Source organism: Runella sp. CRIBMP (genome assembly GCF_009905605.1).
Taxonomy (GTDB): Bacteria; Bacteroidota; Bacteroidia; order Cytophagales; family Spirosomataceae; genus Runella.
The window spans coordinates 724,709-744,026 of record NZ_JAAAKZ010000003.1 but is presented as its reverse complement, the minus strand read 5'-3'; the positions used below and the strand labels follow the sequence as shown (position 1 = coordinate 744,026).

The window sequence follows — 19,318 nt, the reverse complement described above, 5'->3', positions numbered from 1 at the left end:
AATCTTTCAATAATACAAAAAAAATGATTTTAGTCAAATGATCTTATTCTATGTCAAATAAGGAATCAAAAACACTACTTTCGACGAGTTGTAATATTGACTTTAATTCTTCCGACCTTTCCTCCAACCACAGCATTTTCATATCCGCTTTTTGGGCAATGTCCGACAATTCCACCGACTTAATTTGGAGATTTTGACCACGAAGCGTGGATTTTGGCTCGATTGAGATACCAATCCCCGCTTCTACCAATCGAAGCACCGACGCAGAATAGGCCGACTCATGGACGATTTTGGGAATAAAACCCCCATAATCACGGCAAATCTGATGGATGGTTTCTACATAACCCATTCCGAGCCACAACGGCGGGATGATAAAATCTTCGTCCTTTAAAACCGACAAATCCGTAAAATGTTCTGGGTCAATTGCATGATTTTTGGGCAAAATAAGCACAAAATTTTCCTGATACACCAAACGCTGCGCAATACCCGAAGGGGGCAATATATTGGGCGCAAAGCCCAAATCCAAACGGTGGTTTTGAATTTCTTCAACCAAAAATAAATTGGCAGTTTCGGTTAAAACCGTGTGTAAATCGGGCATTTGGTGTCGCAAAATCACCAAAATTTGCGGCAAAATCGACTGCATCGCCGAGCTTGCGTGCCCAATCCTTACTTCCCCAGCTTCGCCTCGGTGAATCTGGGCGGTTTTTCGACAAGCCTCTTCCCACAAAAAAACAATTCGTTCTACTTCCTTTTGAAAGAATAACCCTGCGGGGGTCGGGCGTACATTACGCTTGTCGCGGTCAAAAAGCACCGCTCCAATCGTCTCTTCCAACTGTTGAATTTGCCGGCTTAAGGCAGGTTGAGCAATAAACACCTCTTCGGAAGTTTTACGAAAATTCAGGTTTTGGGTTAATCTCAGGTAATTTTTAAGGGTACGAATATCCATAACTGATACGTATTCAGCATTAATTAGTAAAAATTAAGTATTTTTTAGTATCAAATATAGTGATTTGTTTTGTAGCCAGAACCGCAACACGTACCCTCAACATGAATCTTACACAAGCCTATTCGCCTGAACATTTTCGCCAAGAAGCCCACCAATTGGTGGATATGCTGGCGGACTATCTTTCCAACGCCCAAAATCAGGCCCTAGAAACGGTGATTCCGTACCGTTTACCAGAAGAGAATCTGGAAGTTTGGCAACAAGACTTTGAGGAAGGAAAGGGCAATCCATTGACATTTTTTGAGAAAGTAATTCAGCAATCCACGCATTTGCATCATCCCCGCTACATGGGTCATCAAGTATCACCTCCCTTGCCCATTGCGGCATTGACGGGGCTTTTGACTGGAATGCTCAACAACGGCATGGCGGTTTATGAAATGGGACTGGTCTCCAACCCATTAGAACGAATTTTGGGTGATTTATTGGCCAATAAAATCGGCTTTACTACACACGCCTCTGGCTTGTTAACCTCTGGTGGTACCTTAGCCAACCTGACGGCTTTGTTGGCAGCCCGTGCGGCTAAAGCCCCCACCGATGTGTGGGAAGAAGGCCACAGCGGGCGCTTGGCCGTGATGGTTTCGGAAGAAGCCCACTACTGCATCGACAGGGCGGCACGCATCATGGGAATGGGCAGCGAAGGCATCATCAAAATTCCGACAAACGAGCGTTTTCAACTACGCACCGAACTCTTGGAGGAATATTACCAACAAGCGTCCAACGAGGGTTTAAGCGTTATTGCAGTTATCGGAAGCGCGTGCTCAACTTCCACTGGCTCGTACGACGATTTGAAGGCCATCGGCAAATTTTGCGCTCAACACAACCTTTGGTTTCACGTCGACGGGGCGCACGGCGGCGCGGTGGTATTCTCCGAAAAATACAAATCATTGGTCGCAGGCATCAACCTTGCCGATTCAGTCGTGATTGATTGGCACAAAATGCTCATGACACCTGCGCTAGCCACGGCGCTTATTTTCAAAAACGGAGACGATGCATTTAAAACCTTTCACCAAAAAGCGCAGTATTTGTGGGCTAATCAGGGCTCACAAGAATGGTTTAACTCGGGCAAACGCACCTTTGAATGTACCAAACTGATGATGAGCGTCAAAGTATATTCCATTTTGAAAGCCTACGGCGAAGAAATCTTTGCCGAAAATGTAGACACACTTCACGGCTTAGCGCATGATTTCGTCGAAATACTACAAGCAAATCCACGTTTTGAATTAGGCGTCGAGCCACAAAGCAATATCGTTTGTTTTCGGTTTGTGGGAGAGCGTCAAAACCCAGAAGCGTACAATTCAGTCAATACGGTCATTAGGCAACGATTATTGGAAAAGGGCAATTTTTACATTGTTCAAACCACCCTGCGCGAAAAATTATATTTACGGGTATCGTTGATGAATCCCCTCACAACAAAGGAAGATTTAGTAGCACTTTTGGCAGAGATTGAGAAAATCGCGACAACCATTGGGTAGTAAAATAAAACCCATAAATACAAAAAAGGCAGGCTTTTAGAAAACCTGCCTTTTTGCTGTATTTTAAGGAGTTACAAAGTCAAACCAGCGCGCTTTAGCATTGCTTCGGGTCTAGGTTCACGGCCACGGAAGCGCTTATAAAGCACCATTGGCTTTTCGCTGCCGCCTTTTGAGAGTACATTATCACGGAAAGATTGCGCCACTTCTTGATTGAAAATGCCTTTTTCTTTGAACAACTCAAACGCATCGGCATCCAATACTTCAGACCATTTGTAGCTATAATAACCAGACGAATAGCCCCCCGCAAAAATGTGACTAAATGCGGTGCTGACGCTCGTTCCTTCGGTTTTGGGGTATAGTTTAGCGCCCACGTCGGCCTTTTCTTCGATTTGAACTACGGTCTCACCGTTAGGAACGGTACTGTGCCAAGCCATATCAATCATGCCCAAACCTACCTGACGCATATTGGCGAGGCCCGCCATAAAATTAGAGCTGGCGCGAATTTTGTCGATGTATTCCTGCGGAATCACTTCGCCAGTTTGATAATGTCTTGCAAAAATCCGTAATACTTCTGGCTCTTCGGCAAAGTTTTCCATGATTTGACTCGGCAACTCTACAAAGTCCCAAGCCACGCTGGTACCAGAGGTAGTTTGGTATTTTCCGTTGGCCAGCATAGCGTGCAAGGCGTGTCCAAATTCATGGAAAAGCGTTGTTACTTCACTGAAAGACAACAAGGAAGGCTTGCTATCGGTTGGTCGCGAGAAGTTACACACATTGACCACGTGTGGCCTAAACTCTTTGCCATTTTCAACCCACTGGTCCTGAATGCTGTTATTCCACGCGCCAGCACGTTTGCCAGGACGGGGGAAATAATCTCCGTACCAAACCGCCAAAAATTTACCGTCTTTATCAAACACCTCATACGTTTTCACTTCTGGGTGCCAACCCGCGATTTCTTTATTTTCTTTGAATGTGATGCCGTACAGTTTATTGGTCAACGTAAAAATGCCATCCAATACGTTTTCGAGTTTGAAATAAGGCTTCAACAATTCGTCGTTGATGGCATATTTTTCTTTCTTCAGTTTTTCAGAATAAAACGACACGTCCCAACGCTGAAGTTTGTCTTCCGTAAAACCGTTTTTCTTCGCGTAGGCCGTCAATTCAGCCAATTCTTTGGCAGCGGCGGGTTCGGCGTATTTCTTCACGTCGTTCAGGAAGTCCGTAACAATTTGCTTGCTGTTGGCCATGCGCTCTTCCAACATATAGTCGGCCCAAGTTGCGTATCCCAGCAACTTGGCCTTGTCATAACGAAGTTTGACAATTTGGGCGATATTGGCTTGGTTGTCGTTTTTATCTCCGCCAAATCCGCGCGCGTTGAACGCCAAAAAGAGTTTTTTACGAAGGTCGCGATTTTCGGCGTATTGCATAAACGGCCCATAACTCGGGGCTTGCAACGTAAAGACCCAGCCTTCTTTATTCATTTTTTTAGCCGCCGCTTTGGCTCCTTCTTTCACAAAATCAGGCAAACCGGCCAAGTCTTTTTCGTCGTTGACCGTGAGAGCGTATTCGTTGGTTTCGGCCAAGTTATTTTCGGCAAATTTGATGGACAACTGCGACAGTTCTTTGTTGATTCCACGAAGTTTTTCTTTGTCGGCGTCGTTCAAATTGGCCCCGTTACGTGAAAAGCTTTTGTAGGTTTTTTCAAGCAGCATCGCGCTTTCAGTATCCAATTTTAGCTTATCGCGTTGGTCCCAAACGGCTTTAACCCGCGCAAAAAGCTTGTCATTGAGCGTAATGTCATTGCCATATTCGGTCAACATCGGCGAGGCTTCCCGAATGGTTTTCTGGATTTCGGGATTGGTTTCGGCACCGTTAAGGTGAAACAAAATACTGCTTACTTTCCCCACATTTCCGCCGCCCTGCTCAAGCGCGAGAATGGTGTTTTCGAAAGTAGGCTGGGCGGGGTTGTTGATAAGCGCATCGATTTCTTTGCGCCCTTCTGCCATGGATTCTTTGAGCGCTGGCAAAAAATGCTCGGGCTTAATTTTGTCATAGGGGGCCGTTTGGTGGGGGGTATTAAACGGCTGCAACAGAGGATTTGAACTCATACTACTCGGGTTTTGTGCAAAAGCAATGCTACTAAAGAGCAGGCTTGCCGCTAAAATATAGGTTTTCATGTGATGAACGATTGGTTTGATGCAAAAGTGCGGCAATTTAACGGTAAAGCAGGAGAAACAACTCCCCCAAAACAGGTGATTACACAGAAGGCATCATTGCGTGAGTACTGGTTACCTTCTCAGTCTTTTTTTACGAATCTTCTTTTAAAACGTACCCCATTCCAGATTTGGTATGAATCAGCTTTGTATCAAAATCACGGTCTATTTTCTTACGTAGAAAATTAATGTACACTTCCACTACGTTGGTTCCGCTGTCAAAATTCATGTCCCAAACCTTTTCGGCAATATCGGTTTTGGAAACAACGCGTCCTTTGTTGCGCACCAAATACTCCAAAAGCGCCAATTCTTTGGGGGTAAGGTCGATGGCGTGATTGGCCCGAACCACGATTTTGGTATCCGTATTTATTTCAAGGTCGGCCACGCGCAAAATATTACCGCCCGTGTTGTCGGCGTCTGATTGTGAGCGTTTGAGAAATACGTTAACTCGCGCCAACAACTCCCGAAAATCAAACGGCTTGACGATATAATCATCGGCTCCCACGTTAAAGCCTTCGATTTTATCGTCGGGCTCGCCAAGGGCCGTGAGCATCAAAACGGGCACATTGGGGTCACGTTGGCGAATGAGTTTACACACTTCGTAGCCGTTCATAGACGGCAAATTGATGTCTAAAATGACCAAATCAAAATGATGGGCGGTAGCTATTTTACTACCAATGAGTCCATCATACGCAATCTCCGTTTCAAAACCTTTTTCACGAAGTCCTTTACTTATATTTTGGGCAATACGGGAGTCATCTTCTACGATGAGGATTTTTTTTGCGTCGTGGGTCATCAATCAAGCTCTCAGGTTTGTGTATAAAAGTGGACGAAATTTCGGTACTTAAAGCAGCAGCTTTAGTGAAAACTCAAATTCGGGTAAGACATTTTCTCCAGATAGTTTATTATCAAAATCAACTACTTTACTAATCGTTCCGTCTATTCGATAAATAAACACGGTTTGACTGCTTGGTTGAATAAGCCAAGCCAGTTGCACCCCGTTTTCGATGTATTCGTGCATTTTTTCCTGGGCTTTTTTCAGGATATCACTTGCCGACATCAGTTCCACCACAAAATCTGGGGCAATGGGAGGAAAGCGCTCCTGTTCGTCCTCATTCAGGCTGTTCCAACGCTCGTCGCTAATCCACGCGGCATCTGGTGAGCGAGTCGCAAAATTGGGAAGTTTGAAAGCTGTTGAAGAGTCGAAAACAACTCCCTTTTTGTGTTGACGATTCCATAAAACCAATTCAAAATTGATTTCAGAATTTCTTTTTCCTGTTTTTCCTCCTGTATGAGGCATAATTAAAATGGTCCCGTCGGGATTGCGTTCAAAACGAAGGTGGTCATTCCGGCGGCAAAATTTGTAGAATGCTTTGTCGTCCATTTCATCGGCCAATTCCAACGTAAAGGGTTCTGTGCCCCCATTCATCCACTCATTGACAAGTACGGCAGTCATCAGTTTTTAATTTTTATACAGTAAATATAACAAGTTTTGATAGAATTTAGTTGTTTTAGGCCAATTACGCAATCACTCACTATCATGCAACTACACGTTATTGATGCCGGACATTTCAAACTCGACGGAGGCGCGATGTTTGGTGTTGTGCCCAAAACAATCTGGAATCGGATAATTCCTGCCGACGAAAACAACCTATGCTCCTGGGACATGCGCTGTTTGCTCGTCGAAGAAGGCAATCGACTGATGCTCATTGATACGGGAATGGGTGATAAACAAGACCCCAAATGGCAGTCGTACTATTACCGCCACGGCGAAGGAGATTTGGTTAAATCCATCGAAAAAGCAGGTTTTGGCGCGCACGAAATCACGGATGTCATTTTTTCACACCTTCATTTTGACCATTGCGGCGGCGGGGTCAAATGGAATTCTGACCGTAGCGGCTACGAACTGACGTTTCCGAAGGCCCATTATTGGACACATTCGGAGCATTGGCAAACGGCCAATTTCCCCAACGCCCGCGAAAAAGCGACGTTTTTTAAGGAAAACATTTTACCTATTCAGGAAGCAGGACAATTGTATTTTTCGGATAAAACGCAGAATCCCTTCGGGGCAAATGTGCAGCCCCTTTATGTGGATGGGCACACCGAAAAAATGACCATGTTGAAGATAGCCTACAAGGGCCAAACCGTGGTTTTTATGGCCGATACGATTCCTTCGCACGCGCATTTGCCAGTACCGTACGTGATGGGCTACGATGTGCGCCCGCTCGAAACCATGAAGGAAAAAGAAGCGCTGCTCAAAGAAGCATTGGACAATAATTATATTCTGTTTTTTGACCACGACCCACTGCACGATTGCTGTACGGTAGAAATGACGGAAAAAGGCATTCGGGTGAAAAACAAAGGCCTGCTCAGTGATTTTATCTAACTCTCCACAAACCACTGAATAGGCTAAAAGTAAAAGCGTCCGACGGTTTGGAACCGTCAGACGCCTTTATTACTTATTTTTAAGCGCAATACTTACATCTGCTCAAACTCACCAACAGCGCGCAGCTCTACATCTTCACCCACTACGGCAGCTGGCATACTACCTACCCCAAAATCAGTGCGTTTGATGACACCCGTGATTTTAAAACCTGCTTTGGGCTTTTTGGTACGGCCATTCATGCCCGTTCCAGTCAATGCTAAATCAAGCGTGATCGGTTTTGTTACGCCTTTAAGCGTTAAGTCGCCCGTTAATTTGTATTTTTTGTCGGCTACTTTAGAGATTGAAGTGCTCTTGAAAGTAAACTTTGGAAATTTTGCCGCGTCAAAATGCTTTTCGCTTTTGAGGTCATTATCACGCATCTCATTGTCGGTATCGATGCTGTTTATATCGGCCGAAACTTCAAAAACCGCATCCGAAAAATCTTCTTTTGAGGAGGTAATGGTAGCATCAAATGCTTTGAAATTACCATCTACTTCCGACATCAATAAGTGGGTTACGGTAAAACCTACTTTTGCGTGCGCTTTGTCAACTTTCCATGTTTGAGCAAAAGTGGCGAATGACATCAGAAGGGCCGTGGCTACTAGCGTGATTTTTTTCATTGTTGTTTTGGTTGTAATGATTTAGCAAATAGTTTAATGAGCACAAATCAAAAATAAAGTTTTAAACTTCTCCGCACCTTTTCGACCATTGACTCCACTAAATCGGCCATACGGTAGATTATTCGACCAATCAGTAAAGCAGAACCATTCAGCTGAATAGTCGACTAAAATACCAAGAATGCCGAAAAAAAGCGCAGAAATCCCCCATTAAATCACAGAAATTAGCACAATACCTTTCTTTTCCCGAAATTTAGCCGCTTTAGCGAATCTTACTTTACGCCTTGCGCCTGCCTGCTATCATGCAAGTATTCATCAAACGACACCGAATTTTACTTTTACACCTTTCCTTTTGGTGCGTTTATTTCTCTTTTTTCTTTTACCAAATTCGCTTTCCCATTCGAGGGCAGGAAGTCAGTTTTTGGGATGCGTTTAAGAATACTTCGTTTGAAGTCCTCTTCATGGCGTTGGTAGTGTATCTCAATTATTTTTTCTTTCTTCCCCGATTTCTCAAACACAAAAGTTTGGTGCGTTATGTTGTAGAATTTTCTATCCCGTTTGCGGTGTTGGTACGGGCGTTTATTCTGCTAAAACGGTATTTGATTGATGGCAATACCCAGAAAATCTGTTATTTCTACGAAGATAAATTTACCGTTAATGTCGTATTGAGTACACTCTTTATTGTGATTTTTGTAGGAATGCTCAAATTTGCCGAGGGCTGGTTTGAACTAGAAGCCAAAAAGAAAGAAATTGAGAATGAGAAACTTACGTCCGAACTTCGCTTTTTAAAAGCCCAAATCAACCCACATTTTTTGTTTAATACCCTCAATAACCTGTATTATTTGGCCTTTACCAATTCCCCCAATACCACAGAAGTGATTGCCAAACTGTCGCAGATGATGCGGTACATGATTTACGACTCCAACCACGCCAAAGTACCGTTGATTAAGGAAATCGAGTACATGAAAAATTATATCAGTCTCGAAAAACTCCGCCTCAATGAGCCCATTCCCATTAATTTTGAAGTGGCTGGCAATACCAGCGGCGTACTGATTGTACCTTTGATTTTTATTAGTTTTCTCGAAAATGCCTTTAAACATGGCGTCAGCAACAATTTTTCAGGGGCTTGGATTACCGCTGATATTTTATTGGAAGGAACGGCCTGCATTTATACGGTTGCCAACAGCAAGTTACCCCAAAGTCTGGTAAATCAGGAAGAACAATCTGGAATTGGCCTAAAAAACGTCAAGAGACGTTTAGAATTGAGTTATCCCGATAACTTTGAACTCGAAATCGAAGACAACGCTGATGAATATCGCGTACGGCTTAAATTAAATTTGGTATGACCCTGACCTGCGTAGTGGTGGAAGACGAGCCGCTGGCCCGAAACTTATTGGAGCAATACATCCTGAAAGTTAGCCACTTACAGCTGGTCAAATCGTTTGCTAATCCATTGGCCGCTTTGGAATATTTACGTAACAACTCCGTTGATATTCTTTTCTCTGACATTCAAATGCCCGAAATCACGGGCATATCGCTACTGAAAATACTGCCCAAAAAGCCGTTGGTCATTCTTACCACCGCCTACTCAGAGTACGCCATTGAAGGCTATGAACTGGATGTGTTAGATTATTTATTAAAACCCATTACGCTGGAGCGATTTTTAAAATCTGTCGAAAAAGCCACGCAACGGCTTTCCACCGCACCCCCGCCGCCTGCTCTCGAAACCGTCGCTCCCATTGACCAAACACAAGCCTCCATTTTTGTCAAAGATGGCACCAAATTGGTCAAAATCCGGCTCAACGAAATCCTTTATATCGAAGGTCTAAAAGACTACGTCACGATTCATACCAAAGAAAAAAAGGTGGTGACCCTGCAAACGTTGAAGTCCTTGGAAGCACAGCTCACCCCTCATCACTTTATCCGCGTGCATCATTCTTTTCTAGTATCATTTGACGCGATTGACACCATCGAAAAAGAAAAAATACAAATCGGAAAAGTATGGATTCCAATCAGCGATACGTACCGAAAAAGCGTAAAAGAGTTTATTGAACGCAAACAAAGTTAGCGCGACATCCGCATCGGAATCCCCCGCTCGTGCAAATACTGTTTCAACGCCGGAATCTCGATTTCTTTGAAGTGAAAAATACTCGCCGCCAAACCCGCGTCAGCGTAGCCAGTGGTAAATACTTCATAAAAATGCTCCATCGTACCCGCCCCGCCCGAAGCAATCACGGGAATATTGGCGTTGCGCGATATGGTAGAAGTTAGTTCCAACGCAAAGCCATTTTTGGTACCATCTGTGTCCATCGAGGTCAGCAAAATCTCCCCCGCGCCGCGCTCTTCTACTTCCTTGGCCCATTCCAACGTACGCAGTTCGGTCGGCTTACGCCCGCCATGGGTATGAACAAAATTAGAAGCGGCCGCCTCTGCGGTCAGAAGTTTATCTGACCTCTCAACCTGTCGGGTATCAATCGCTACCACGATGCACTGGCTACCAAACTCCAGTGCCAACTCATTGATTAAGTCGGGATTACGGACCGCCGCTGAATTGATAGAAACCTTATCAGCACCCGCGTTGAGCAGCGCCGAAACATCCGCTTTGGATGAGATTCCCCCACCAACGGTAAAAGGAATATTGATGGTATGCGCTACGCGACGTACCAGTTCTAGGAGTGTTCCGCGCCCTTCGACGGTGGCCGTTATATCCAAAAACACCAGCTCATCAGCTCCCTGCTCGGCATATACGGCGGCGAGTTCGACGGCATCGCCAGCGTCGCGGAGATTTACAAAATTAACTCCTTTTACAGTTCGCCCGTCTTTCACATCGAGGCAAGGTATGATACGTTTTGTGAGCATTTAACTATATTTCTTAAAGTTAACTTTTTCCATCATGCGTTCGGGACGCGCCAACGTCGTAAATCCAAATTGTTCATACAAGCCGTGCGCGTCGGCCGTTCCCAATGACCATTTACGAAACCCCTGCAATTCAGGAATTTGATTAAATATACATTCCATCAACCATTTTGACAGCCCCTGGCCACGGTAAGTTTCGACAATAAACACATCTGCTAAGTAGCCATACGTGGCAAAATCCGTGGTTACGCGGGCAAATCCTATTTGTTTTTCGTGGTGATACACGCCAAAGCTCAGCGAATTTTGAATGGACCGCTCCACAATGTCGCGGGGGATGTTCTCGGCCCAATACGAATGCTTTGACAGATAATCGTGAATCAAATCAAGGTCTAATTTTGACTTTTGGGTAGAAATCAAAAAAGCTTCTTTCTGGAATTCGTGAACAACAGTATCGAGCAATGACATGGCTACTGACAATTATTAGCCCACAAAGAACCGAAAAAAAGGCGATTTTTCTGCGTTATTGTTTGGCGACTTCTGGTTTAATCACGCCAAAATTCTGCACAAAACGACCAAATGGCGCGCTGCAAGTGCCGTAAGGGTCTTTGGAAATTCGGACGGCCGTACCCAGATGCGTGTAGGTAGAGTCTAAAAGATTTCGGCGGTGCCCCGGTGATTTCATCCATTCATCCACGGCATACTGGGCAAAATCCTCGTAAGTATATGAGTGATAAACCGTTTTGCTCTCGCAATCAAAATACTCAAAAGTACCGTCCCGTTTTTTGCGACAACAGTACTCTGGTGCAGTATCAATGAGCTGATACTGGCCTATATTTTCTCCTATTTTGAGAAAAGCCCACGTATGCACTTTTACCCGCTGGGCCAGCGTGGTCAGCGACGGGCTATAAGGGTGATTGTGTCCATAAAAACCCATCTGAATCATATCGGTCGCGTAGCCCTGCGCCGTTTGATGAAGCCCTGAATCGTATTCAAGTAATTTTATACCAAATTGGCTACGGGTTTGGTTGGTCAGGTGAAAAATAGCCGCATCCAACAGTGCATAATTGGGACGGCGAGCATCCACCGCACTTTTCAATTCGGGGAGTTGAACAAAACGCTCCAATGGAAACGCATAATAATCAGGCGACTCGGTTCGGAATGAACCAGCGAGCAGTAGCAAAACCAAGAACCGAAGCACCCGTTTCATCAGAACACAAGGTTGGCGTTTAGAGATTAAAAATAGTAACTTATTGAGTAAGTTGTACATAATTGCCCGATTGAACTTCTTTTTGTGGTAACTTTGCCCGCTCAAAAAAATTAAAAGTTAGGGTTAGCCATTCCTGTAATTAGGATTGACAGCGGCTAACGATTAAATAATCACGATTACTATGTCCGTAAGAGTTCGTTTTGCTCCCAGTCCTACGGGACCGCTTCACATTGGCGGTGTTCGTACGGCTTTGTATAACTATTTATTTGCCCGTAAAAACGGCGGAAAAATGCTCCTTCGCATCGAAGACACCGACCAAAATCGCTACGTGCCGGGAGCCGAAAACTATATTTTGGAAGCGCTGAAGTGGGTAGGTATTGAGATAGATGAAGGTCAGGGGGTTGGGGGTCCACACGCACCGTACCGTCAGTCAGAACGCAAAGATATGTATCGCACCTACGCCGAACAACTCATTGCGGCGGGCAAAGCCTACTACGCGTTTGACACCGCCGAAGAAATTGAAGCCATGCGCAAACGCCTCGAAGAAGCAGGTGCCGACGCAGCTCAATACAACGCAATCACGCGTTTGCAAATGACCAACTCGCTGACTTTGTCGGCCGAAGAAGTTCAACAACGTATCGCCAACGGCGACCCGTACGTAGTTCGCATCAAAATTGATCCAAAACAAGACATCCGTTTCAAAGACATCGTTCGAGAATGGGTAGCGGTCCACGCTTCTACACTCGACGACAAAGTCCTGCTCAAATCTGACGGAATGCCCACGTATCACTTAGCCAACATCGTCGATGACCATTTGATGGGCATCACGCACGTGATTCGCGGTGAGGAGTGGCTTCCTTCGGCGCCGTTGCACGTATTGATGTACCAATATTTTGGCTGGGCCGCCCCCCAATTTGCGCACTTACCATTGTTGCTCAAACCAGAAGGCAACGGCAAGCTCTCGAAGCGTGATGCCGATTTGGGCGGCTTCCCGATATTCCCGTTGCAGTGGCAAGACCCCACTACGGAGACCATCGCACGCGGTTTTCGCGAGGATGGTTATTTGCAAGAAACCATCGTCAACTTTTTAGCTTTTTTGGGCTGGAATCCAGGCACCGAGCAAGAACTGTTTACAATGGACGAACTTATCGAAGCTTTTTCGCTGGAGCGCATCCACAAAGCAGGGGCGCGTTTTGACATTACGAAAGCGAAGTGGTTCAATCAGCAGTATTTGAAAGGAAAGTCTGACAAAGAACTAGCCGCTATTTTGGAAGCAAGCCACAACGCGCCAGCGGTAAGTCACGATACGTTACTAAAGGTTTGTCATCTGATGAAAGAGCGGGTGACTTTTCCGCAGGAGATTTTGAGCGAAACGGCTTTCCTTTTTGAAACACCAACGGAGTACGAAGAAGCCATTGTAGCCAGCAAATGGAACGCCGACGCCATCAAAGCCATCACTGCCTACGTGGAGGACTTAAAAATCTACGAAGGTGATTTTCTGGCCGATTCGGCCAAGGCCATTTGGGCCGCTGCCGCTGAGCGAGTGGGCATCAAAATGGGGAAAGTAATGCAGGCCCTGCGCCTCGCCGTCACGGGGGCAGGCCACGGCCCCGACTTGATGCTTACCATGGAGATTTTGGGGAAAGATGAAGTAATCAGTCGTTTAGAAAAAGCAATCAGTACGTTACCGCAAGTATAATACACTATGCTCACCAACTACCACAGCCACAGCCACTTTTGCGATGGCAAAGGCTCCCCAGAGCAACAGGTACAAGGCGCGCTGGCCCAAGGGCTGCGCGCCTTTGGCTTTTCATCGCACTGCCCCGTTTCGTTTGAAAATCAATGGAGCATGAAGGCCGAGCGCTTAGACGAATACCTGACCGAAACCCGCGCCCTACAAGCCAAATACGAAGGTCAAATTGAGCTTTACGTGGGTTTGGAAGTAGATTTTATTCCTGAAATGGTGGGGCCTAGTGATTTTCCTATGCTCGATTACTGCGTCGGCTCGGTGCATTATGTTGGGCTAAATCAATTCGGACAACCGTGGGAAATTGACGGTAGTTCGGTGGAGTTTCTGGAATGTTTGGACACGGTTTACGGCGGAGATATACAGGCGGTTATTCAAAAATACTACGGTATTATTCGGCAAATGGTCGAGACCGACCCGCCGCAGGTGGTGGGGCATTTGGATAAAATCAAGATGCACAATGCCGCCCGTCATTTGTTTGATGAGTCAGAAAGTTGGTACGTTGCAGAAGTAGAACAAACCCTGCAGGCCATTGCCAAAGCAGGAATCACGACCGAAATCAATACGCGGGGCAACTACAAACGCGGTTTAGAACTGTATCCTTCTCCGTGGATTATCCACCGCTTAAGGGAATTAAACATCCCGATTTGCATCAATTCCGACAGCCACCGTCCCGAAGAAATCACGGCGTCGTTTCCGTTGGCATATCAAGTAGCCAAAGCAGCAGGATACGAGCAAGTAAGAATATTATTGGGTGGAAAATGGCAGGATGTGGCCATTTAGCGCGTAAAAGAATAGTTAAACGTATAAGTTTTACCTTTTTCTTGGTAAACCTCCACTACTTTTAGGGATGTGGCGGTGAGTTCCTGTATTTCCCACATTTGTTCACCCAGCGCACTATCGTTTATCTTAACGACTTTTTCAGAAGCGTCAAATTGCCACGTGCCTTGCGCATAAATTTGGGGGTCGGCTACATTACATTTGGTAGCCCCCTCCTCATGCGTGAATTTTCCCGCCGTCGTAAACACCCGAATATCGTCCTGCCAACATTTGGGCGCTTGGCTCCAATACTCCCCATTGTTGAGATTGCCGTTGCTGAAAACATCAAACGCGGGCGTTACCGCTCCCCCAATCCATTTCCACGGCTTGCCCGTAAGCAATTCGGTTCTGGTAGGCGCAGGCGTTTCTTCTTTACAAGAAAAACAAATCAATAGAAGAAGGCTGGCGCGCAAAAAAGTGTTCATTAATAGAGATTTAGGATTGAAGAGCAAAATACAAAATACAATCCTGAAGAACTAATAAATACCGACCGCACAGCCTTTTTTATCGACGCATCAATAAATAAATCTGCGTCGGCTCAATTCTTTAGCGGCTTCCGAATATTATAAAATAACGGTCGGACGGTACTGAACCGTCTGACCGTTATGAAACTTTGGCAATGCTCGCTAATCTTCCTCTCCTAATTCAAAAATGGCTTCGACGGGCTTTTCAAAATAGTTGGCAATTTTCATGGCCAACACCACCGAAGGCACGTACTTGGCCGCTTCGAGGGCGTTGATGGTTTGACGCGATACGCCCACGGCCGCAGCCAAATCGGCCTGCGTGATACGTCGGATGGCGCGCTCTACGTGAATGGTGTTTTTCATACCGTCGCTCTCCTTTCTTCCAAATATGGTTTTACGTAAACAATCCAGTGAAACCGCGCCAGAAATACCAACGGGGCTGTGAGCATATTCCACGATAACACAGCGTAGAAAGCCAAACTGTAGGAAAACCAAACGGACAATAAAAAGGCCCCTAAATGTACATAAAACGCCCACAATAGAGATTCGAGCCGAACCTTCATAATCCATTCGTCGTCGGTACGCTCGCGAGAAAAGGCTACGAAAAAGAAGCCAATGGCCGTAAGTGTCATCAAAATTTCACCGGCAAGGTCATTGGATGTTTCATCAAAAAGGGCTTCCAAAGTCCCTTTTTCAGGCACTTTAATCGTTGTCCATTGGGATAAAATGTGTTCACCATCAAAAAAGCTGAGGGCAGGAGTTAGTTGGAGAATACTCAAAATAGTGAGAATTAAACAGGGCACAAAGATAATCCAACCGAGACGCTTGTAGCGATTGGGCAAAAGTAACTTGGTTTCCATAGCTGTTAATAGGTAATTGGTTAAAAATTTATTTTCGATTCAAATGTAAAATAAACTTTACATTTAAGCAAATATTTTTTACATAAAGACAAAAATAAAAGCGCGTCACAAATTTTGCGACGCGCTTTTAAAATGTTGAGATTCCTTCGGAATGACAAATATCGTCTTTTTACTCCGCTTCGGCGGCAGCTCCGGGATAGGTGACTTTGGGGATTTCCATGTCAATAGTAAAGCGGCCAATGCCTTCTTCGCCGATAACGTCAAACAATTCTACCTGACGGCGGGCGATGTATTCTTCTTCGATTTGCTCTTTCACAAACCACTGAATAAAATTCTCAGTGGCATAATCATCATTGCGGCGGCTGATGCCCACAATGCGATTGATGGATTGAGACACGGCAATTTCTTGCTCCAACGCCGTTTCGAATACACTCCGAAACGTGGGGTATTCTTGCGGAATATTAGTTACTTCGGGCGTAATGGCTACCCCGCCCATATCGCCAATGTACTTGAAGATTTTGAGCATATGCGCACGCTCTTCTTCGGCTTGCGTAAAGAAAAAATCCGCGCTGTTGGAATAGCCGTTGCGGTCGCACCACGCTGCCATTGCCAAGTATTTTGACGAAGACTCCGCTTCCATCTTCACTTGGGCATTGAGGGCAATTTGCAACTCTTCTTTGAGGGAGGTCCGAAGACGCATCAAATCTTTCATATTGGTTATGCGAGGTTATAATTCTTGAGTTTCTTTGTTACAATACTACAACCAAGTCGTTGAAATTGTTCGATTTCCAACATTTTTGCGTAAAATTTGGAATCAGTCTGAATTTGCTTATTGCATTCATCTTCAACATTTCCGCAAAAAAACAGGTAGATAGCTTCGCAAAAAAACATTTATACGTATCAATTCCCCTTGCCACAAAGTAATGATGTATTAACCCCATAGAAAGTGAAAAAAATCATCTCCCTTTGCCTTTTAATTACCTTGGCAGCGGGGCCATCTATCACGGCCCAGACCAACACCCCACAGCCCCTCTCCAATACCGCCAAACCCTGGACGTACTGGTGGTGGATGGGCAGCACCGTTACGGCGAGCGACATCACTTGGCAACTCGAAAACTTCGCGAAGGCGGGGCTAGGAGGTGTTCATATTATTCCGATTTACGGCGTTAAAGGTCTTGAAAAAGAGGCCATTTCTTACCTGAGTCCACGATGGATGCAGATGCTGACGCACACCGTGCGCGAAGGAAAGCGCCTCGGACTCGGCGTAGACATGACCACCGGAACGGGCTGGCCCTTCGGTGGCCCGAATGTGACGCCCGATATGGCGGCAAAAAAATGGCAGTACACCAACGGCCAAATCCAAAGTGTTTTGACCAAGCAGGCCGTCAAACGTGCCGCCCCCGGCGGCGCTGGATTGGTGCTCGACCCATTTGCGGTAGATGCCATTCCGAAGTACGTGCAGCGTTTTGATTCGGCGTTTGCCACCATCAAAGACCTTCCTCGTGCCATGTACAACGATTCCTACGAAGTATATGGTGCCAACTGGACGGATGATTTTCTGAATGAATTCAAAAAAAGACGCGGCTACGACCTCCACAGCCAGTGGAACGCTTTTACGGATACCACCACTGCCTTGGTCAAAATAGATTATCACCAAACGTTGGCGGAGCTATTGGCGGAAAATTACGCCAAAAAATGGACCGATTGGTCTAGGAAAAAAGGCTTTGTAACCCGCTATCAAGCCCACGGCTCCCCCGGCAATCTGTTGGATTTGTACGCACTGTCGGATATTCCCGAAACCGAATCCTTCGGCAGCAGCCGTTTTCCCATCAAAGGCCTGCGCGTAGATGACCAATACGAAGTGGACCGCTACGGCACGCCCAATCCGCTGGCGATGAAGTTTGCTAGCTCAGCGGCGCACCTGACGGGCAAAAAACTGGTCAGCTCAGAATCCACGACTTGGCTCGCCAACCACTTTAAAGTGTCGCTATCGCAAATCAAACCCCAGCTTGATGAGCTGTTTACGGCGGGTATCAACCATATTTTTTACCACGGCACCACCTACTCGCCCAAAAATGCCGACTATCCGGGTTGGCTGTTTTATGCCTCCACCAACTACGGCATCAATTCGCACTTTTGGAAACATTATCCACTGATGAATCAATACGTAGAGCGCTGTCAGACGATTTTGCAGAACAGTCAGCCCGACAACGACCTGCTGGTGTACTTTCCCATTCACGACTTGTGGGCCACCCAAGCCCGAGCCAGCGGCGGCATCCATCTGTTGGAAGTCCATCACGTAGACAAATGGCTGCTAAAACTGCCTTTTGGGCAGTTGGGCGAATGGCTTTGGAACAATGGTTTTGCGTTTGATTTTATTTCGGACCATCAACTTCAACAGTTCAAACCTGACGCTTCGGGCAAGTACAAAACATTGCTCGTTCCCGCCACTACTTACCTTCCCAAAACCACGCTAACGCGATTGGGAGAGTTGACAAAAATGGGTGTTAAAGTGATTTTTATGGAACATTTACCCAAACAACCCACGGGTTTTCAGGAGCACAAAGAACGAAATGAAGCCTTTCAAAAAATGCTTCAAACATGGACGGGCCAAAGCTTCCCAAGCCTTCAAGGACTTGAAATTCTGCTGACCTCCGCCAATCTTCGTCAGGAAACTTGGGCCAAAGAGGGGCTGAAATACATTCGTAAAACGCAAAATGGCAAAGGGGTTTACTTCATTGCCAACCAAGACCAAAAATTCAGCGAGGGCTGGATTACTCTGTCCACTCCGGCCAAAAAAGTAGCCCTTTATCAACCCCTGACGGGCAACACCACGCTGTTGCCCATGAAGATAGAAGGCGGAAAAACGCAGGTGTACTTAAAACTTCGTTCGGGTGAATCCTGCTTTTTGATGCTGGACACCAACGTCGGCGAGGGCTCGGCCGCACCGGCGTACCGGCCTGCCGTTTCAAACGCCAAACCAGTCCGCGGGCGCGGGCCAGTTCTTGCCAACGTTAAAACCGCACCGCTCCAAGGCACTTGGAAATTAGAATTTATTGAAGGCAAACCCTATTTGCCCCAAGCCACCACCCTTACTCAACTCGGTTCTTGGGCTTCACTTTCAGACTCTGCAAGTTATTTTTCGGGCACGGCACGCTATTCACTCACTTTTGATTTGCCCAAGGGTTTTAGCCCGACCCAAAAGATAACACTGGATCTGGGCGACGTCCGCGAAGTGGCTGATGTGACCCTCAATGGCAAAAAAATCGGTACAGCATGGAGTCTGCCTTTTCAACTGGACATTCCTGCCAATACCCTGAAAAACAAACAAAATCGTATTGTGATTGAGGTGACCAACCTTTCGGCCAACTACATGCGCCTGCGCGACACGCAGCAGCCCGAATGGAAGAAGTTTCAGGAAATCAACATGGTAGATATTCAGTACAAACCGTTTAACGCCGCCCAATGGACACCCATGCCTTCGGGCTTGTTGGGTAATGTGACTTTGGAAGCGGCAAAAAATTAATGGGTCTCGGCTGCAACGGCCGCCCATCGACTGGCGTATTGGATAACAGATTATGGTTACAACATTAATCGTATTCGTTTTTATGGCTGTTAGAGAGATAAATCCCCGC

Annotated in this window: 19 protein-coding genes; 7 read left to right on the top strand and 12 right to left on the bottom strand. The window is 46.0% G+C overall.

The window, feature by feature from the left end; genetic code table 11:
* Positions 1–43: 43 nt before the first annotated feature.
* Positions 44–946 carry a LysR family transcriptional regulator gene (locus GVN20_RS12890; RefSeq protein WP_166558708.1) on the bottom strand — a complete coding sequence of 301 codons (903 nt, stop codon included), beginning with the start codon at positions 944–946 and terminating at the stop codon, positions 44–46.
* Positions 947–1,047: 101 nt separating this feature from the next.
* Here GVN20_RS12890 and GVN20_RS12885 point away from each other — a divergent pair, with 101 nt between their 5' ends.
* Positions 1,048–2,475, top strand: coding sequence for an aminotransferase class I/II-fold pyridoxal phosphate-dependent enzyme (locus GVN20_RS12885; protein WP_166558707.1), 1,428 nt, complete (start codon positions 1,048–1,050; stop codon positions 2,473–2,475).
* Positions 2,476–2,546: 71 nt separating this feature from the next.
* On the opposite strand, the gene GVN20_RS12880 is transcribed toward GVN20_RS12885, so the two are convergent.
* From GVN20_RS12880 to GVN20_RS12870, 3 genes are all read right to left on the bottom strand, one after another.
* Complete coding sequence (locus tag GVN20_RS12880; protein ID WP_166558706.1) at positions 2,547–4,652, bottom strand: M3 family metallopeptidase; 2,106 nt, start codon at positions 4,650–4,652, stop codon at positions 2,547–2,549.
* Between the two features lie 130 nt (positions 4,653–4,782).
* A complete protein-coding gene (locus GVN20_RS12875; RefSeq protein ID WP_166558705.1) occupies positions 4,783–5,484 on the bottom strand; it encodes a response regulator transcription factor in 702 nt (233 codons plus the stop codon).
* 48 nt (positions 5,485–5,532) lie between these two features.
* Positions 5,533–6,144: a Uma2 family endonuclease gene (locus GVN20_RS12870; RefSeq protein WP_166558704.1), complete on the bottom strand. Its 612-nt coding sequence runs from the start codon at positions 6,142–6,144 to the stop codon at positions 5,533–5,535.
* A gap of 84 nt (positions 6,145–6,228) precedes the next feature.
* Between GVN20_RS12870 and GVN20_RS12865 the strand changes: the two genes are divergently transcribed.
* On the top strand, positions 6,229–7,074 hold the full coding sequence (locus tag GVN20_RS12865) for an MBL fold metallo-hydrolase (protein WP_166558703.1): 846 nt from the start codon (positions 6,229–6,231) through the stop codon (positions 7,072–7,074).
* Between the two features lie 92 nt (positions 7,075–7,166).
* Here GVN20_RS12865 and GVN20_RS12860 read toward each other — a convergent pair whose 3' ends face one another.
* Positions 7,167–7,733, bottom strand: a complete 567-nt coding sequence (locus GVN20_RS12860; protein ID WP_166558702.1) for a YceI family protein — start codon at positions 7,731–7,733, stop codon at positions 7,167–7,169.
* 299 nt (positions 7,734–8,032) lie between these two features.
* Between GVN20_RS12860 and GVN20_RS12855 the strand changes: the two genes are divergently transcribed.
* Both GVN20_RS12855 and GVN20_RS12850 read left to right on the top strand, forming a co-directional pair.
* Positions 8,033–9,076 carry a sensor histidine kinase gene (locus GVN20_RS12855; protein ID WP_166558701.1) on the top strand — a complete coding sequence of 348 codons (1,044 nt, stop codon included), beginning with the start codon at positions 8,033–8,035 and terminating at the stop codon, positions 9,074–9,076.
* On the top strand, positions 9,073–9,798 hold the full coding sequence (locus GVN20_RS12850; RefSeq protein ID WP_166558700.1) for a LytTR family DNA-binding domain-containing protein: 726 nt from the start codon (positions 9,073–9,075) through the stop codon (positions 9,796–9,798). The genes GVN20_RS12855 and GVN20_RS12850 overlap by 4 nt, the downstream gene beginning before the upstream one ends.
* Here GVN20_RS12850 and hisF read toward each other — a convergent pair.
* Genes hisF through GVN20_RS12835 form a run of 3 tightly spaced genes read right to left on the bottom strand, consistent with a single transcriptional unit; the run spans position 9,795 to position 11,793 of the window.
* Complete coding sequence (gene hisF / locus GVN20_RS12845) at positions 9,795–10,589, bottom strand: imidazole glycerol phosphate synthase subunit HisF (protein ID WP_166558699.1); 795 nt, start codon at positions 10,587–10,589, stop codon at positions 9,795–9,797. The genes GVN20_RS12850 and hisF overlap by 4 nt on opposite strands.
* Positions 10,590–11,051, bottom strand: coding sequence for a GNAT family N-acetyltransferase (locus GVN20_RS12840; protein ID WP_166558698.1), 462 nt, complete (start codon positions 11,049–11,051; stop codon positions 10,590–10,592). It lies immediately after the preceding gene.
* Between the two features lie 55 nt (positions 11,052–11,106).
* Positions 11,107–11,793: a CAP domain-containing protein gene (locus GVN20_RS12835; protein ID WP_166558697.1), complete on the bottom strand. Its 687-nt coding sequence runs from the start codon at positions 11,791–11,793 to the stop codon at positions 11,107–11,109.
* Between the two features lie 181 nt (positions 11,794–11,974).
* Here GVN20_RS12835 and gltX point away from each other — a divergent pair, with 181 nt between their 5' ends.
* Positions 11,975–13,492 carry a glutamate--tRNA ligase gene (gene gltX / locus GVN20_RS12830; RefSeq protein WP_166558696.1) on the top strand — a complete coding sequence of 506 codons (1,518 nt, stop codon included), beginning with the start codon at positions 11,975–11,977 and terminating at the stop codon, positions 13,490–13,492.
* Between the two features lie 6 nt (positions 13,493–13,498).
* The gene (locus GVN20_RS12825) at positions 13,499–14,323 is read left to right on the top strand and encodes a histidinol-phosphatase (RefSeq protein ID WP_166558695.1); all 825 of its coding nucleotides are present in this window, start codon (positions 13,499–13,501) and stop codon (positions 14,321–14,323) included.
* Here the strand turns inward: GVN20_RS12825 and GVN20_RS12820 are convergent.
* The 4 genes from GVN20_RS12820 to GVN20_RS12805 all read right to left on the bottom strand — a co-directional run bounded on the left by GVN20_RS12820 (position 14,320) and on the right by GVN20_RS12805 (position 16,395).
* Positions 14,320–14,784 (bottom strand): hypothetical protein, encoded by a 465-nt coding sequence (locus tag GVN20_RS12820; protein WP_166558694.1) that lies wholly within the window; start codon positions 14,782–14,784, stop codon positions 14,320–14,322. The two genes, GVN20_RS12825 and GVN20_RS12820, sit on opposite strands and share 4 nt — an antisense overlap.
* Positions 14,785–14,985: 201 nt before the next feature.
* Positions 14,986–15,186 carry a helix-turn-helix transcriptional regulator gene (locus tag GVN20_RS12815; RefSeq protein WP_013927914.1) on the bottom strand — a complete coding sequence of 67 codons (201 nt, stop codon included), beginning with the start codon at positions 15,184–15,186 and terminating at the stop codon, positions 14,986–14,988.
* Complete coding sequence (locus GVN20_RS12810) at positions 15,183–15,683, bottom strand: hypothetical protein (protein WP_166558693.1); 501 nt, start codon at positions 15,681–15,683, stop codon at positions 15,183–15,185. Before GVN20_RS12810 ends, GVN20_RS12815 begins: the two co-directional genes overlap by 4 nt.
* Before the next feature lie 169 nt (positions 15,684–15,852).
* Complete coding sequence (locus GVN20_RS12805; protein ID WP_166558692.1) at positions 15,853–16,395, bottom strand: ferritin; 543 nt, start codon at positions 16,393–16,395, stop codon at positions 15,853–15,855.
* Between the two features lie 234 nt (positions 16,396–16,629).
* Between GVN20_RS12805 and GVN20_RS12800 the strand changes: the two genes are divergently transcribed.
* Positions 16,630–19,209: a glycosyl hydrolase gene (locus GVN20_RS12800; RefSeq protein ID WP_166558691.1), complete on the top strand. Its 2,580-nt coding sequence runs from the start codon at positions 16,630–16,632 to the stop codon at positions 19,207–19,209.
* Positions 19,210–19,318 lie beyond the last annotated feature (109 nt).